The following is a 15,989-nucleotide window of genomic DNA, read 5'->3' on the forward strand; positions in this document are numbered from 1 at the left end:
GGCTGTGACGACTGTTTTCGAGCGAGTACCCAAAGGCAAGCGCGGCTATGACATCGACCAGGTTGACGATCTGCTCGAACGGGCCCGAGCGGCATACGATTCAGGCACCGCAGATGTGACCTCTGACACGGTTCGAGCCACCGCCTTCGACGTGGTCAAAGATGGCTATGAGCCGGCTCAGGTCGACGCGGCTCTCGACAGACTCGAAGACGCGTTCGCTCAGCGAGAGCGCGACGAGGCACACGCTGCGATGGGCGACGAGGCATGGCAGGAGCAGGCGCGGGAGCAGGCCCGAGTCGTCGTAGACAGGATGCTGCGGCCCGAAGGCCATCGGTTCCGTCGCGTCGGTGTTTTCGGCGTCGGATACTCGCGCAAGCAGGTTGATCAGCTCGCCGACCGCATCGTGGCCTATTTTCGGATCGGCACACCTCTCGAGGTCTCGGAGGTGAGAGACGCGGTCTTCGCGCGACAGGGCAACGGCTATGACGAACGCCAAGTCGATGCCGTGCTCGATCGCACGGTCGAGATCATGCTGGCCATTCTCTGAGCTGCCGCTGAGACAGAGCTGTGGGCAGAACGCTGACGTTGGACGGCACGGAACAGACACGCTAGGGTGGAAATGTATGGTTTCTTTGAAGACTTCCTCAACGCTCATCGCCGGTGCCGTGGCTTTCGCCTTAGTGAGCTCCGGCGCACACAGCGCAGTCACCGATTCCGCGTATGCCTCGACCGCTAACGTCGAGGCGCACAGCGTGGCAGGTCAGCAGAGTGTCGTCCAGGCGAATCTGCCGCAGATCGCCGGTAACCTGCAGCGCCAGGCGTTCGCCGATTCCGTTCCTGCAGCGCAGGTGACAACGGTGAGCATCGATACGCCCCAGCAGGTCGTTACGGCCGAGACCCGTGTGGTCACACCGCCCCCTGCCGCACAGCCTGAGGGCGACACCGCTGATAACAGCTCGGACGCAAACGCTGCGAAGAAGCAGCGTGACGCGCAGCCGAAGAGCACACCCGCAGCGGCGACACCGAGCGACGGCAGCGTCTGGGATCGCATGGCACAGTGCGAGTCAGGCGGTCGCTGGAACATCAACACCGGCAACGGCTACTACGGCGGTTTGCAGTTCTCCAAGCAGACGTGGCAGGCCTCGGGAGGCACAAAGTACGCACCGACGGCAGATGGCGCCACTCGAGAGCAGCAGATCGAGATCGCTTCCGGCCTACAGGCGCGCGCTGGTTGGGGCCAGTGGGGCTGCAGCTCGAAGATTGGGGCACGCTGATGGCGGCCGTGAGCGCATTCATCCGCACCGCATCCGTCGGGGCAGCGGGAGCACTGATGTTCGTCGCAGCGGGTGGAGTCAACACTGCATATGCCGATGAGGTGTCCTCGATCACTGAGACCGCATCGCAGGAGTCCAACACTGCCATCGACACCCAGAGCGTCCAGGCTGCGGTTGCGGTCATCTCGATGCAGTCTGACTTGGTGAAGGCCGAGACACCAGCACCGCCGCCGGCACCAGTAGCAGAACCCGCTGACGACGCTGCTGCCGCGGCAGGCAGTGCTCCGGCAGCTGCAGCAGTCCCGAATCCCACTGGCGCCCAGGCTGAGGCTTGGGCTCAGGTTCAGGCGCGTGGCTGGGGAGCCGACCAGTTCGTCTGCCTCGTGAGCCTCTGGCAGAAAGAGTCGGGATGGCGTGTCAACGCCACGAACAGCAGTTCGGGAGCCTACGGCATCCCCCAGTCGCTGCCGGGCAGCAAGATGGCGTCCGCCGGGGCCGACTGGCAGACCAACCCTGCCACACAGATCAAGTGGGGCCTGGGCTACATCGCTGGTCGCTACAGCACGCCGTGCGGTGCTTGGGGTCATTCGCAGTCGGTCGGCTGGTACTGATACCCGATTCGCCGTTTGTCGGTCGGCTGGCTGATCAGAACGAGGTGCGCCCATGAGCGACATGCAGAAGATCCGTGCGAATACCGAGCTGCCGCGACGCGCCGAAGAGATCACGCTGCAGACAGACGATGGTCTCACCCTGGTCGGTGAGCTCTCACTCCCGGCCCATCGGGAGCCAGCTGCGACGCTGGTGACATTTCACCCTCTGCCCACCCAGGGTGGGTTCATGGACTCGCACATCCTGCGCAAGGCCGCTTGGCGACTGCCTGCAATGGCTGACATCGCCGTGCTGCGATTCAACACCCGCGGAACGTCGAGCCCTCGTGGAACCAGCGAGGGCACGTTCGGCGATGGAATCACCGAGCGGTTCGACGTCGAAGCCGCCATGCGATTCGCCGAGCAGCGAGGGCTCCCGCACATCTGGCAGCTGGGGTGGTCGTTCGGCACCGAACTGCTGCTCAAGTACGGTTTGGACTATCCCGCAGACGGCACCATCCTGCTCTCGCCGCCGCTGCACCGCACGACTGCACCCGAACTCGCTCGCTGGCACGGCGCCGGCCGACGGCTCATCGCGGTCATCCCAGAGAACGACGACTTCCTGCGCCCGCCCGAGGCGCGAGAGCGGTTCAGCGTCGTGCCCGAGGCCGAACTCATCGTGATCCCGGACGGCCGTCATCTCTGGATCGGTGAGAAACAGACCCGTGAGGTGCTGACCGTGATCGTGCGTGCGATGCGCCCGAGCGCGCTCCCGCTGCCGACCGAATGGCCGACGCCCAGCGAGTGAGCGACGCGGTCAGCGTTTGTTCTGCCGCGGCACCCAGAGCTCCTGCACCAGCAGGATGACCGATGCAGCCACCGGAATCGACAGCAGCGCTCCGAACACGCCGAGCAGCGTGCCGCCGAGCAGCGCGGCGATCACCACGATCACCCCCGGAATCGGTACGGCTCGATTCACGATGTGCGGTGTGAGCACATATGCCTCGAACTGCATGTAGATCAGGTAGTAGATCATGATGAAGAGCGCCGGCCAGAGGTTCACGTTCTCCGGATTCGCCAATACCTGAGTCACGACCGTCATCAGCGTGGTCAGCGTCGCCGCAGTCAGCGAGCCCACCAGCGGCAGCAGTGCGAACAGGAAGATCACGACGGCGAGCACCTCGCGGAAGCGCACCTGCAGTATCGACATCGCGATGTACGCGCAGACCGCGTTGATCAGCGCGATGATCGTCTGCGACATCACATACTTACCGACGTTGTCGAAGATGCGGTCGCTGAGACGAGTGAAGCGGCTGCGACGAGAAGCCGGCAGCAGTGAGATGAGCCCCCGTTTGAGACCCTGCAGAGACACCATGAAATAGAGCGTGAGCACGACGATGATGACCGTCGCCGCGATGAAGTTGGCCAAGCCGGTTCCCACCGTCACGAGACCACCGGCCACCTGCAGCATGTTCTGCGGGTCTGAGGCGAAGCGCTGCGCGGCGTCGAGCCATCCCGCGGCAGCACCGTCGACCTGTTGGTTGATGCTCTGAAACCACTCCTGCTGAGTGAGCACGTGCACGAGCACCGGCGTGTTCTGGATCGCCTCGTCGACCTGTGTGTTGATCGCAGGGATCAGCAGCAGCACGACACCGACCACGGCCAGCACGAAGAACAGAAAGACGACCAATACTGCGACGCCTCGTGGCATCCCGGTGCGACACAGCAGCCGAACGACAGGGTCGAGCCCGAGCGCGAGAAACAGTGCGGCGCCGATGTAGGTGATGACCATGCCGCTGGTCGCGACCATGCCCCCCAGCACCAGGGCGACGAGCACGCCGAGGGTGCCGAGAAAGGCGATGCCGAACACGTTGTCGGTGCTGAGACGCATGGTGCGGATGCGATGGTGGCTCGAGCCGATGACGTCTGTCTCGTGCGTGGTCGGCGGAGTCGTCGGCTCCGGCTTCGGTGCCTCAGTGGTCTGCGCGGCGTCCTCTGGTGTCGAAGCGCTCATCAGCCGTTCCTCTGTTCCTCGTGTTCGTGTGCCGACGCACGTCTGTGCTGAAGGTCGCACAGCTCTCTGCCAAGGGTACCCGCGGTTCTCGACCGTGCGTGATCGCTGGCGAAACCCGACCTGCGACGAGGGAACTTCGCTCTCAGCGCAGGCATAGATGATTTTCAAAGAGGAACGCTATGATCTAGGGTCTTATGGGAAGAACTGGAAGGGTCTGAACTTTGCGCTTTTATACCGCCGTCGTGCTTTTCGCCATCGCGGCCCTGGCACTGATCGTCGGCTTCGGCCAGCAGACCATCTGGCGCCCGCCGGCTGAGATCGTCGAATCAGTAGACACCGCCACACAGGGCACCGCGTCTGCACCGGTCGCCGTCATCGACGGCTCCGCCCTCGCACAGCACGACGGCAAGGCCACTGTGGTCGTCACCGGCCCGCAGCGAGTCTTCGCAGCAGCCGGACCCTCCTCCGACGTGGATGCGTGGGTCGCCGACGCATCGGTCAACCGCATCACTGCAGCGGATCGCGACCTCGGCGTGACCACTGGGGGAACAGAGCAGACTGTGCCGAACCCGGCAGGCTCCGATCTCTGGACGACCGAGCAGAGCGCAGACGGCCAGCTTCGCCTCGAGGTCGACTCGGTGCAGACGTCCTCGCTGCTGATCGCCTCAGACGGCGAGCATCCGGCACCGACCGAGATCAGCATCAGCTGGCCGAACGTGAACCCGACGCCATGGGTGCGGCCACTGCAGATCATAGGCTATGTGCTGCTGCTCGGCGGGTTCGTGCTGCTGCTGATCGATCGCATCGCGAACCGCCGGGGCCCTCGTCGCCGCACGCACCGCGGCAAACGTCTCGCTTCGGAAGACACGAAGTCGTTGAAGAGCGGCGTCGTGCCGGGCGATGACTATGAGACCGAGGCGGGCAAGGCTCCCGTGGTGCCGGCCAAGCCGTCGAGCGACGAGCCTTCCGCCACGAAACCCGCAGACGGGAGCCGACCTGACGCTGAGGCGTCCAAACCGGGATCCGCCTCCGGAGCTGCGAAAGACGCCACGACGAAAGAGACCGACACGGCAGAGAAAGGCGCCAACAGCCGATCCAGCTTGGGACGTTCCAGCCTGGGCAAGAGGCCGCTGCGTGGACTCTTCGTCTTCGGCGTCGCCGGGGTGCTGGCGCTGACCGGCTGTACCCAGCCAGATCAGGCATCGCCGAGCTCCGCGAGCTCCGAAGCACCAGCAGACAGCGACCAGTCCGCGACTCCCGTGCTCAAGGCGCACTTCCAGACCATCCTCGACCAGGTTGCGACGACCGCCAGCCAGGCCGATGCCGCCCTCGACCCGAACATGCTGAACGGCAGGTTCACGGGTGAGGCTCTCGCCGCACGACAGGGGTATTACGCGATCAAGTCGAAGTTCGCCGACGAACCGGCGATCGATCCGATCGTCTCGTCGCCCATGAACGTGTTCCTGCCGCAGTCTGGCAAAGACTTCCCTCGCACGGTGCTGGTCGGTGTTCAGGACGATCAGGCAGAGGGGCAGCCCAAGCGGCTGCTGCTGCTGCAGCAGGAGACGGCCCGAGACAACTACAAGCTGAAGACGGTGATCAACAATCCGATCCCGCCGATTCCTGACCTGCCCAGCGAGTTGGTCGGTTCGCAGGTGATTCCGAACGACAGCAGCGACCTCGCGATCGCCCCCGGAGTCGTCGGCGAGCACTATGCAGATCTGCTGGCCAATGGCGACTCCAGCCAGTTCGCAGCACAGTTCGACATCGCCAACGATCAGTATCTGCAGCGTCGTCGTGAGAAAGTCACGCAGCAGCGCGAGAACCTCGGCCAGGACGGTCAGCTGAACGTGACCTACCCGCCGGGTGCTTCGGCCCCCGTGGCGCTGACCACCGCCGACGGCGACGGTCTCGTGTTCGTCAGCGTCAATGAGACGTGGGAGGTCAAGCCCGCCAAAGAGAACGGCGTGATCAAAGACCTCACGGCAGCAGACAGCGCCGTGATCGGCTCGAACGAGACGAGCAAAGGCCTCCAGCGCGTGTACAGCACGATGCTGGTCTTCCGAGTGCCGAAAGACGCCACGCAGAAGGCGACACTGGTCGGCTACACGTGGCAGCAGGAATCAATCAAGGAGCTGTGACATGAGCGCACATGATGTGCCGAACGCTTCAACGGGTGTGACGGGAGTTCCCGACGTACACGGAGCCATCGATCTGGGGGCGGCATCGGCCCTGAACGCGACGAATGGTCCCGCTTCGAGCAGCACAGCCGGATCAGCACGTGCTGTGCTGGTGACCAGGCTCGACGAGCAGACCTTCGGCGAGAGCGTTCAGCGTTCGACGCGCACACCGCTGCTGCTCGCACTTGTCTCCGGAACGCCGCAGGACCAGCCGCTGGTCGATACGCTCACCGACCTGGTCGTCGCCCAGCAGGGGCGGCTGCTGCTCGGCATCGTCGACGCACAGCAGCATCCGCAGATCGCTCAGGCTCTGCGCGTGCGCACCCTGCCGACCACACTCGCTCTGATCGCCGGCCAGCCGGTGCCGCTCTTCGAAGGTCTTGCCGATCGCGCCCAGATCGAGCCCGTCATCTCGCAGGTGCTGCAGGTTGCCGAGCAGCAGGGTGTGACCGAGGTCGTCGAAGTTCCGAGCGACGACGACGCAGAGCCTGAGGAGCCGAAGCTGACCCCGCAGCAGGTCGCCGCCCAGCAGGCACTCGACGAGGGCCGCCTTGCCGATGCCTCGCATGCGTTCCAGCGCATTCTCGACGAGTCGCCGAAAGACGAGTTCGCTCGCCATGGCCTGCTGCTGTCTCACCTTCGCACACGTCTCGAACAGGTCGATCAGGGCACCCCTGAAGCGCAGAGCGTCGACGATGCCGAGCTCAGCAGCGCACTTGAGCAGGCAGACCGAGCCTGGCTGGCCGGAGATCCCGAGAAGGCCTTCGACGTGCTGCTGCAGCCAGCCCTCTGGGCGAACCCCGACGATCGCACGCCGCTGCAGCAACGGCTGATCGGGCTGTTCGAGCTGACCGGCAACACCGATCCTCGGGTCAACGCCGCACGCACCAGGCTCGCCAGCCTGCTGTTCTGAACGTGACCGACTCGCACGCCTCGTACCTCGACAACGCAGCAACCGCCCCGATGCTGCCCGCGGCACTCGACGCCTACGTGCATGCGGCGCAGGTGGTGGGCAACGCCTCTGCTGTGCACACCGCCGGCCAGCATTCGCGCGCTCTCGTCGAACAGGGGCGTGCTCGGGTCGCGGCGTCGCTCGGCGCCGACCCCGCCGAGATCGTCTTCACCGCCGGCGGCACCGAGTCGATCAACCAGGCGGTGAAAGGCATCTACTGGTGGCGTGTGGCAGACGGGCGCCGTCCGCTCGTGGTCATCGCCGAGGCCGAACACCATGCGACTGAGGCCTCTGCACGCTGGCTTGAGCAGACGCAGGGCGCGCAGGTCAGACGCATCCCGGTCGACCGAGAGGCACGTATCGACCTGACCGTTCTGCGAGAGCTGGTCGACGCTGAGGGTGCACGCGTCGCTCTGATCAGCGTCATCGCCGCGAACAACGAGGTCGGCACGCTGCAGCCGCTGGGTGAGATCGCTGAGATCGCCCGTGCACACGACATTCCGGTGCACGTCGATGCGGTGGCCGCCTACGGGCAGGTGCCTCTCGACTTCCACGAACTCGGCATCGCGGCCATGAGCGTTTCGGCGCACAAGATCGGCGGGCCCCTAGGCACTGGAGCGCTCGTGCTGCGTCGCGATGTGACGCCGGTGCCGCTGCTGCACGGGGGCGGTCAGGAACGCCGTCTGCGCAGCGGAACACTGGACACCCCGTCGATCGCCGCCTTCGGAGTCGCCGCCGAGCACGTCGTCGGCCGGCTCTCCGCCCATGCCAGCCGGCTCGCCGAGCTGCGCGACCGACTGATCCTCGGCATCCGCCGCGCAGTGCCCGAGGCGATCGTGACCGGCGCCCGTGGCGATCAGCGGCTGCCCGGCAACGTGCATGCGGTGTTTCCCGGCTGCGAAGGAGACTCGCTGCTGTTTCTGCTCGATGCGGCCGGAGTGCGCGCGTCGACGGGATCGGCGTGCACCGCGGGCATTCCGCAGCCGAGCCACGTGCTCGAGGCTATGGGGTTCGACGAGCAGGACTCCCGCTCGGCCCTGCGGTTCACCTTGGGCGAAGACACCGGCGAAGATGATGTGGACGCCGTGCTCGAGGTGCTGCCCGAGGTCTATCGACGAGCGCGTCAGGCCGGCATGAGTGCGCACGCGCCCACAATCTACTGACCTCGCGAAGGCCGAGAGTGCGCGTCTCCAGGCGGATGCGATGTCGGCGCTCGCGGCTACACTGGAACGACGTCAGAGGCCTGCCGACGACACGGAACGATGTCGATTGCACGAGACCCGTGCCGGCAGGCGAATCCCAGACAACGAAGGAGCGAACATGCGGGTACTAGCGGCGATGAGCGGTGGGGTAGATTCCTCGGTCGCGGCCGCGCGCATGGTCGAAGCCGGCCACGACGTGGTCGGCGTGCATCTGGCTCTCTCACGCATGCCGGGCACGCTGCGCACCGGCTCTCGGGGGTGCTGCACCGTCGAAGACGCCACCGATGCGCAGCGGGTGTGCGCACGGCTGGGCATCCCGTTCTACGTGTGGGATTTCTCCGAGAGGTTCAAAGAAGACGTCGTCGACGACTTCATCAGCGAGTACTCGGCAGGGCGCACCCCCAACCCCTGCCTGCGCTGCAACGAGCGCATCAAGTTCGCGGCGCTGCTCGAGAAGGCGCTCGCCCTCGGCTTCGATGCGGTGTGCACGGGGCACTATGCCAAGATCGTGACAGCGGCCGACGGCCACCGAGAGCTGCACCGTGCGGCCGCCTGGGCCAAAGACCAGTCGTATGTGCTCGGCGTGCTGACCGGAGCCCAGCTCGAGCACGCGCTGTTCCCACTCGGCGACACCCCGTCCAAAGACCTGGTGCGTGCCGAGGCGGCCCGTCGCGGGCTCGAGACGGCGAGCAAACCCGACAGCTATGACATCTGCTTCATCTCAGACGGTGACACCGCCGGCTGGCTCGAAGACAAGGTCGGAACCGCCCCCGGCGACATCGTCGACCGCTCTGGTGAGGTGCTGGGACATCACGAAGGTGCGCACACCTTCACGGTGGGGCAGCGTCGCGGTCTGCACATCGGCCGTCCGGCTCCCGACGGTCGCCCACGGTATGTGCTCGAGGTGCGCCCCGTCACACATGAGGTCGTCGTGGGGCCGCATGAGGCGCTCGCCGTCTGCGAGATCGCCGGACGCCGTCAGTCGTGGGCCGGGGAGCCTCCGGCCGAGGTGCACTCTGGTCTTGACATCATGGTGCAGGTTCGTGCGCACGGCGACCCAGTTCCGGCGCGAGTGCGCATCGTCGACGGCGAGACCGTCGTCACGCTGCGCGACCCGCTGATGGGTGTCGCCCCCGGACAGTCGGCGGTGCTGTATCTGGGCGAGCGCGTGCTGGGTCAGTTCACCATCGACCGCTCCGTCGCGGCCGACACCCTCTCGTCTGACGGCGCTCAGCTCTCCGACCAGGCACTTGCCTCATGAGCGCTCCGCTCGACGACGCGCAGATCGCCCGGCTGACTCACGAAGACGCAGCACAGCTGGTGCGCGAGCTCACTGATCGCATCCTCGAACTGCGCGACGCCTACTACGAACGCAACACCTCGCTGGTCAGCGACGAAGAGTACGACCAGCTGCAGATCGAGCTGGCGGCTGTCGAACAGCAGTTTCCCGATCTGCAGAGTCAGGATTCCCCGACGCTGACTGTGGGCGGTCGCCCCGACGGGTCGAGCTTCGCCCCGGTCACGCACGCCGAACGCATGCTGAGTCTCGACGACGTGTTCAGCATCGGCGAGCTCGACGAATGGATCATGCGCACCGAGAGGCGTCTGGCCGGGCGCGCCTTTCACTACCTGACCGAGCTGAAGATCGACGGTCTCGCCATCAATCTGCGTTACGAGCACGGTCGACTGGTCAGCGCTGCCACGCGCGGCGACGGTGTCGTCGGCGAAGACGTCACCGAGAACGTACGCACGATTGATGCGGTGCCGTTCCAGCTCGCAGGCACCGGGCATCCGCCGCTGGTCGAGGTGCGCGGCGAGGTGTTCTTCCGCGTCGCCGACTTCCATGCGCTCAACGCCAGCCTGGCCGATGCAGGTAAGAAGACTTTCGCGAACCCGCGCAATGCAGCGAGCGGCTCGTTGCGGCAGAAAGACCCACGAGTCACGGCGGCCCGCCCGCTGACCGTGCTCGTGCACGGCCTCGGCGCCTGGCCCGACCCGCCTGTGGCCAGCCAGTCCGAGATCTACGACCTGTTTCGCTCGTGGGGTCTGCCAGTCTCGACGCACAACCGACTGCTCACCTCGATCGACCAGGTGCACGAGTTCATCGCGTTCAATGGGCAGCACCGTGCCGAGATCGAGCACGAGATCGACGGCGTCGTGGTCAAGGTCGACGAGCTCGCGCTGCACGACGAACTCGGAGCGACCAGTCGGGCACCGCGCTGGGCGATCGCCTACAAGTATCCACCCGAGCAGGTGAACACGAAGCTTGTCGACATTCGTGTGGGCGTCGGACGCACCGGCCGGGTGACGCCCTATGCGGTGGTCGAAGCCGTCCACGTCGCGGGTTCGACGGTGCGTCAGGCGACGCTGCACAACCAAGAGATCGTCAAGGCCAAGGGTGTGCTGATCGGTGACACCGTGGTGCTGCGCAAGGCCGGCGATGTGATTCCCGAGATTCTCGGGCCGGTGGTGGAGCTGCGCACCGGAGACGAACGGGCCTTTGTGATGCCTGAGCACTGTCCGGAGTGCGGTGCGGTGCTGGCCCCGTCGAAGCCGGGCGAGATCGACGTACGCTGCCCGAACACGCAGTCGTGCCCGGCGCAGGTGGCGGGTCGCCTCGAGTATCTCGCATCGCGTGCCGCACTCGACATCGAAGGCCTCGGCGAGGTCGCCTCAATCGCTCTGACGCATCCGCTGGCGCCCACTGCGCCGCCGCTGACGACCGAGGCGAGACTGTTCGATCTGACGCTGGCCGATATCTTTCCGGTGCGTGTCGAGGTGACCGACCCCGAGACGGGACTGCCGAAGCAGACCGACGAAGGCGAGCCCGACATCCGAGCGCCGTTCAGACGTCAGCGTCGCAAGAGCGACGGCGAATGGGCGGGGCCCGACGAGGCGGCGTTCAGCGGCGACGAGCATTCGGTGCCCAGCGAACTCGCGCACAAGATGCTCGCGAACATCGAAGAGGCCAAGACCCGGCCACTGTGGAGACTTCTCGTGGCCCTGAACATCCGCCACGTCGGGCCCGTCGCTGCCCGTGCGGTCGCGGGGCACTTCGGGTCGCTTGACGCGATCTGCGCCGCCGAGACCGACGAGCTGGCCGCAGTCGACGGCGTGGGTCCGATCATCGCCGAGGCGATTCGCGACTGGTTCACGATCGACTGGCACATCGACATCGTCGAGCGGTGGCGGGCGGCTGGCGTGCAGTGGGCGACCCCCGGGCATCCTGGGCCGCATGGGGATGCCGACGTCGACTCCGAGACGCCGCTGGCCGGTCGCAGCGTGGTCGTCACCGGAACCGTCCCGGGATACACCCGCGAAGAGGCCGAAGAAGCCGTGATCGCGCTCGGCGCCCGCGCGGCATCCAGCGTGTCGAAGAAGACCTACGCAGTCGTGTTCGGCAGCGGCGCGGGCAGCAAGCTCGCCAAGGCCGAGAAGCTGGGCATCCCGATGATTCCGGCTGAACGGTTCGGTGACTTTCTGCATGATCCTGCGACGGTGGTCGGCGAGATCGAGTCGGGCGGCGACACTCTGGCCACTGACACCAGCGCGCAGCAAGGGGCTGATGGGCAGGGAACCCATCGCTCCGGTGAGCGTGAGCTGACGATCCCCGCTGACAATGAGAAGAGCTGACAATGAGCGATCAAGACTCCGCACGAACCGCGTTCGCTGACGGGTTTCGCACCTTTCTGGCGCACAGCCCGACCTCGTATCACGCGGCTGAGACCGTCGCCGCACGGCTGACGGCTGCAGGATTCACCCGACTCGACGAGCGCGACCAGTGGCCGAGCGAAGCCGGACGCTACGTGGTGGTGCGCGACGGTGCGGTGATCGCGTGGGTCGTGCCCGAAGGAGCTACCGCGACGACGCCGCTGCGTGTGATCGGCGCGCATACCGACTCACCGGGGTTCCGGCTGAAGCCGACGCCAGACTTCGTCACGCACGGGTGGCAGCAGGCAGGCGTCGAGATCTACGGTGGGCCGCTGCTCAGCACCTGGTTCGACCGTGATCTGGCGGTCGCAGGCAGGGTCTTCGACCGATCGGGGAGAGCCCATCTGGTGCGCACCGGGGCCATTGCGCGCATCCCCAATCTGGCGATTCACCTCGACCGAGGCGCGAACAGCGATCATACGATCGGGCGACAGCGAGAGACCGCGCCGGTGATCGGGGCCGTTGATGCCGTCGACGGCAGCGATGGCAGCGACACTAATCTGATCGGGTACGTCGCGGCTCGTGCGGGCTTGGAACCAGCCGACGTCACGGGCGCCGATCTGTTCCTCACCGACACGCAGCCTGCAGCGCTGCTCGGCAGGCATGAAGAGTTCCTCGCCGCCGGTCGGCTCGACAACCTGACGTCGGTCTACGCGGCTCTGGCAGCGCTTGCCGCTGTGGCCGGAGGCAGCAGGGGCGAGCGTCTGGTTGCGACCAGTGAACACATCAGCGTCTTCGCCGCGTTCGATCATGAAGAGGTCGGATCGGCCACGCGCTCTGGTGCCGCGGGGCCGTTTCTCGAAGAAGTGCTGCTGCGCATCGCCGAAGGCCGCGGAGCGAGCACCGGTCAGCGGCTGCAGTCTTGGGCCGACTCCTGGATGCTGTCGAGCGATGCCGGGCACCTCGTGCACCCGAACCATGTGGGCAAGCACGATCCAGAGCACCTGCCGAGGCCCGGCCGGGGCCCGCTGCTCAAAGTCAACGCTCAGCAGCGGTATGCCACTGACGGCGCCGGCGAGGCGTTGTGGCACGGCCTGGCCGAGGCCGCCGGAGTCGCGGTGCAGACCTTCGTCTCGAACAACGACGTGCCATGCGGCAGCACGATCGGGCCCATCACGGCGACGCGTCTGGGCCTGCGCACGGTCGACGTCGGTGTGGGGCTGCTCTCGATGCACTCTGTACGCGAGCAGGTGCATCTCGGCGACCTCCGGGCGCTGTCGCAGCTGATCGCGACCTTCATGCTGGCGGCTGAGGAGCGAAACGCATGAGCGACAAGACCATTCCCGCCACCGACCCTGCGCGCGCTCTGACCAGACCGCGTCTCTGGACGGCCGTCGACACCGCCGTGACCTATCGCTGGCCGCATGCGAACGATCACAAGTACTCTCGTGGCGTGCTCGGGCTGATGACCGGTTCGCCGCAGTTTCCGGGCGCGGCCGTGCTGAGCACCGCCGGCGCGCTGCACACCGGTTTGGGGATGCTCCGCTGGCTGGGCGATGACAGCGTGCGCGACCGAGTGCTCGACTTCGCGCCTGAGGTGGTGACGACGGAGGGGCGGACCGATGCCTTCGCCGTCGGCAGCGGTCTGCCCGAGGTGAGCGCCGAGGCTGGCGACCCGGAGCTCTTTCGTCGAGTGCACGATCTGCTGATCAGCGGTGTGCCGACCGTGGTCGATGCGGGTGCGCTCGCCGCTATCGACGAGGCGGCCCTCGACCATGAGCACCGGTGGATTCTGACGCCGCATCTGGGGGAGTTCCGTCGTCTGGCGAAGCGTCTCGGTGTCGACGTCGCGCTCGACGAGCTTGCTGATGCGGAGCAGTCTGACAGCGGGATGAGTCAGCGTGATGCCTCTTTGGATCGTTCCGGCTCTGCCTTGGACCATTCTCAGGATGTCGCCTCGGGTGGCTCAGCGGATGCAGTGGAGCGTCACGCCGAAGCGGCTGCCGCGCTGGCCGAGCGGACGGGTTCAGTCGTCCTGCTCAAAGGCGCGCACACTGTGGTCTCCGACGGCACTCAGACTGCGCTGGTGACGACCGGCACGCCGTGGCACGCGACCGCAGGCACCGGCGACGTTCTGACCGGTGTCGTGGGAGCGCTGCTGGCTGCCCGCGCCGAGGCTCCGACATTGGACGCTCTCGTCAGCGTTGCAGCCTCCGGTGCGTGGCTGCACGGCCGTGCAGGTCAGCTGGCGCAGGGGCCGTTCACAGCTCTGCAGCTTGCGGCAGCACTGCCCGATGCCGTGCGGTCGATCACACCGAATCCCGTTGTGTCGCACTGACCTGTCTGGCCAGGGTCTGTCAGACCACGGCCTTGTCTGACCCATAGGTCATCGCGACATGGCCTGCCTGGCCAAGCCCTGTCTCAGTGCAGCCTGCCTGAGCCTCTGCCTCGTGTGCCACACCCTTCCCAGGGGCAGCCTCCTCTTCTTTCTGATCGAGGTATCGCAAATGATGCTCTCGACCATCGAGACATGGAACTTGGCATGTCTCGATGAAGGAGAGGGACATTTCCCATGTCTCGATGGTGGGGAAGGACATTTCCCATGTCTCGATGGTGGATCTCGATGGGGCAGCGTCAGATCTCCGCGGGTCGGTGGGGAAGGCCGTGTGGCAGCTGAGGTATGCCGGGTGATGTGACGGTGGCGCGGTGCCAACGGTGTGTGGGCGGATACTGCTGGGGCAAGCTGAGCGAAGCCGGTCCGGGCTGGACCAAGCAGGAGCAGGTCGGGCCAATGGGTGGGCCAGGCATGGCGGTAGGCCCGGCGAGAGCTGCGCCCTTACACGGCTGACTCTGCAGTCGAGTTCTGCTCAACGAGCCAGGTCGGCGCGCCGAATCCGCAGCAGAGGTCGGCGAAGACACCGGCCAAGCCATGGTCAGGGTCATGGTCGAGCACTTGCACGAGCAGCCGCTCGGCCACACTGCCGATGCCGATCGCCCACCAGAGCCATGCAATCATTGCAGCGAGATCTGCACGCACTTCGGGATCGGCCGCTGCGCAGCACCGCTGCAGCACATGCACAGCAGACCGCATTCGCTCGCGGTCGGGTGGGGCCGCAGGGACACCGCGCAGCACGAGTTCGGTCAGGGTGTTCTTCAGCCGATACGCGACGGAGGCCAGGTTCGTGTGACGAACACGCGTGTGCTGTGATTCCTGAGCGGCCAGCCTCAGCGCCTCGGGGCCGAACGCCAGGCCCACCAAGAAGATCTCACGCACGATGTCGAGGCGGGCGACGGTGCAGAAATCGAGCAGTCGGTCGACCGGTTCGGTGCGATCAGAACCTGGTGGCGGGACGCCGAGCGAGGCGTGCCGAATGAGAGCTTCGAGATCGAGGTCGAGGGTCTGAATCGTCTCGTGCAGCCGGAAGCTCTCGGGCAGCCTGTCGAGGCGTTCGGCGAGTGCGCTCGACGTCTCTGCAACGAGTGCTGCGTCACAGGGAGGCAGTTCGGACATCGCTTCGAGATCGACGATCTCGCGGTCGACAGCCATCATGGCGTCGAGGCGCATCGGGTTCTGCTCGATCTCAGCGAGGTCTCTGCCACCGACCGGCAGATCGGCATCGAGATAGCTGCCCCAACCGTCGCTAGCGACACAGCAGGCGTCAAGCACGTCGAGCTCGGAATCAGACAGACACTCTTCAAGCAGCGACCACAGCAGCGAATAGGGCAGCTTGGCGCTGTCGCCGACGGCGCTGTCGCAGTAGATCACGGGAACCGCCCCGGTGCAGCCGGGTACCCGGCAGAGGGTGTCGACCACCAGATCGGCGAACTCCCGAGCTCTGAGCAGATCTCCGTCGTCGGGCAGGTCGAGGCGAAACGAGCCGATGCTGCGTTTGCCAGAGAAGAACACGGCGACGAGACTCTCATGGGCGATGAAGCCGGTGAGCGCCGGAAGCGTGGCGAGAAACTGTGCGGAACCCTGCGGTTTGAGTGTGACGTTCATGCCCTCAGCGTCGCCGCAGACGCATACACAGGCGACCCGATCCTGACAGATGTGAGCAGGCATCGAGGTGCCTGGCATCTGTGCAGAGAAGGCATCGGCGCGTCTGCACCAGGCAGCCAGGCAGGGGCG

The 15,989-nt window shown here is 66.0% G+C and carries 13 protein-coding genes; 11 read left to right on the plus strand and 2 right to left on the minus strand.

Features of this window, described 5'->3' with window-relative positions:
• Nucleotides 1-4: 4 nt before the first annotated feature.
• The 4 genes from F8O07_RS05095 to F8O07_RS05110 all read left to right on the plus strand — a co-directional run bounded on the left by F8O07_RS05095 (nucleotide 5) and on the right by F8O07_RS05110 (nucleotide 2,669).
• Nucleotides 5-547 (plus strand): DivIVA domain-containing protein, encoded by a 543-nt coding sequence (locus F8O07_RS05095; protein WP_158031034.1) that lies wholly within the window; start codon nucleotides 5-7, stop codon nucleotides 545-547.
• 85 nt (nucleotides 548-632) lie between these two features.
• Nucleotides 633-1,274: a transglycosylase family protein gene (locus F8O07_RS10800; protein ID WP_318655792.1), complete on the plus strand. Its 642-nt coding sequence runs from the start codon at nucleotides 633-635 to the stop codon at nucleotides 1,272-1,274.
• An 8-nt stretch (nucleotides 1,275-1,282) separates the two neighbouring features.
• On the plus strand, nucleotides 1,283-1,885 hold the full coding sequence (locus F8O07_RS10670) for a lytic transglycosylase domain-containing protein (protein WP_225732839.1): 603 nt from the start codon (nucleotides 1,283-1,285) through the stop codon (nucleotides 1,883-1,885).
• 52 nt (nucleotides 1,886-1,937) lie between these two features.
• Nucleotides 1,938-2,669, plus strand: a complete 732-nt coding sequence (locus tag F8O07_RS05110; RefSeq protein ID WP_158031036.1) for an alpha/beta hydrolase — start codon at nucleotides 1,938-1,940, stop codon at nucleotides 2,667-2,669.
• Between the two features lie 9 nt (nucleotides 2,670-2,678).
• Here the strand turns inward: F8O07_RS05110 and F8O07_RS05115 are convergent, their stop codons facing one another.
• Entirely contained in the window at nucleotides 2,679-3,875 is a 1,197-nt protein-coding gene (locus F8O07_RS05115; protein ID WP_158031037.1) for an AI-2E family transporter, read from the minus strand.
• A gap of 242 nt (nucleotides 3,876-4,117) precedes the next feature.
• Here F8O07_RS05115 and F8O07_RS05120 point away from each other — a divergent pair, with 242 nt between their 5' ends.
• From F8O07_RS05120 to F8O07_RS05150, 7 genes are all read left to right on the plus strand, one after another.
• Entirely contained in the window at nucleotides 4,118-6,016 is a 1,899-nt protein-coding gene (locus F8O07_RS05120) for a hypothetical protein (protein WP_158031038.1), read from the plus strand.
• 1 nt (nucleotide 6,017) lies between these two features.
• On the plus strand, nucleotides 6,018-6,968 hold the full coding sequence (locus F8O07_RS05125; protein ID WP_158031039.1) for a tetratricopeptide repeat protein: 951 nt from the start codon (nucleotides 6,018-6,020) through the stop codon (nucleotides 6,966-6,968).
• 2 nt (nucleotides 6,969-6,970) lie between these two features.
• Nucleotides 6,971-8,170 (plus strand): cysteine desulfurase family protein, encoded by a 1,200-nt coding sequence (locus F8O07_RS05130; RefSeq protein ID WP_225733186.1) that lies wholly within the window; start codon nucleotides 6,971-6,973, stop codon nucleotides 8,168-8,170.
• A 157-nt stretch (nucleotides 8,171-8,327) separates the two neighbouring features.
• Nucleotides 8,328-9,470 carry a tRNA 2-thiouridine(34) synthase MnmA gene (gene mnmA, locus F8O07_RS05135; RefSeq protein ID WP_158031040.1) on the plus strand — a complete coding sequence of 381 codons (1,143 nt, stop codon included), beginning with the start codon at nucleotides 8,328-8,330 and terminating at the stop codon, nucleotides 9,468-9,470.
• Nucleotides 9,467-11,842, plus strand: a complete 2,376-nt coding sequence (gene ligA / locus F8O07_RS05140) for an NAD-dependent DNA ligase LigA (protein ID WP_158031041.1) — start codon at nucleotides 9,467-9,469, stop codon at nucleotides 11,840-11,842. Before mnmA ends, ligA begins: the two co-directional genes overlap by 4 nt.
• A 2-nt stretch (nucleotides 11,843-11,844) precedes the next feature.
• The gene (locus F8O07_RS05145; RefSeq protein WP_158031042.1) at nucleotides 11,845-13,188 is read left to right on the plus strand and encodes a M18 family aminopeptidase; all 1,344 of its coding nucleotides are present in this window, start codon (nucleotides 11,845-11,847) and stop codon (nucleotides 13,186-13,188) included.
• Nucleotides 13,185-14,198 (plus strand): NAD(P)H-hydrate dehydratase, encoded by a 1,014-nt coding sequence (locus F8O07_RS05150; protein ID WP_158031043.1) that lies wholly within the window; start codon nucleotides 13,185-13,187, stop codon nucleotides 14,196-14,198. Before F8O07_RS05145 ends, F8O07_RS05150 begins: the two co-directional genes overlap by 4 nt.
• A 498-nt stretch (nucleotides 14,199-14,696) precedes the next feature.
• Here the strand turns inward: F8O07_RS05150 and F8O07_RS05155 are convergent, their stop codons facing one another.
• Nucleotides 14,697-15,860: a DUF4192 family protein gene (locus F8O07_RS05155; protein ID WP_192496648.1), complete on the minus strand. Its 1,164-nt coding sequence runs from the start codon at nucleotides 15,858-15,860 to the stop codon at nucleotides 14,697-14,699.
• Nucleotides 15,861-15,989: the final 129 nt, after the last annotated feature.

The organism is Pseudoclavibacter sp. CFCC 13796, from assembly GCF_008831185.1.
Classification (GTDB): Bacteria; Actinomycetota; Actinomycetes; order Actinomycetales; family Microbacteriaceae; genus Pseudoclavibacter_A.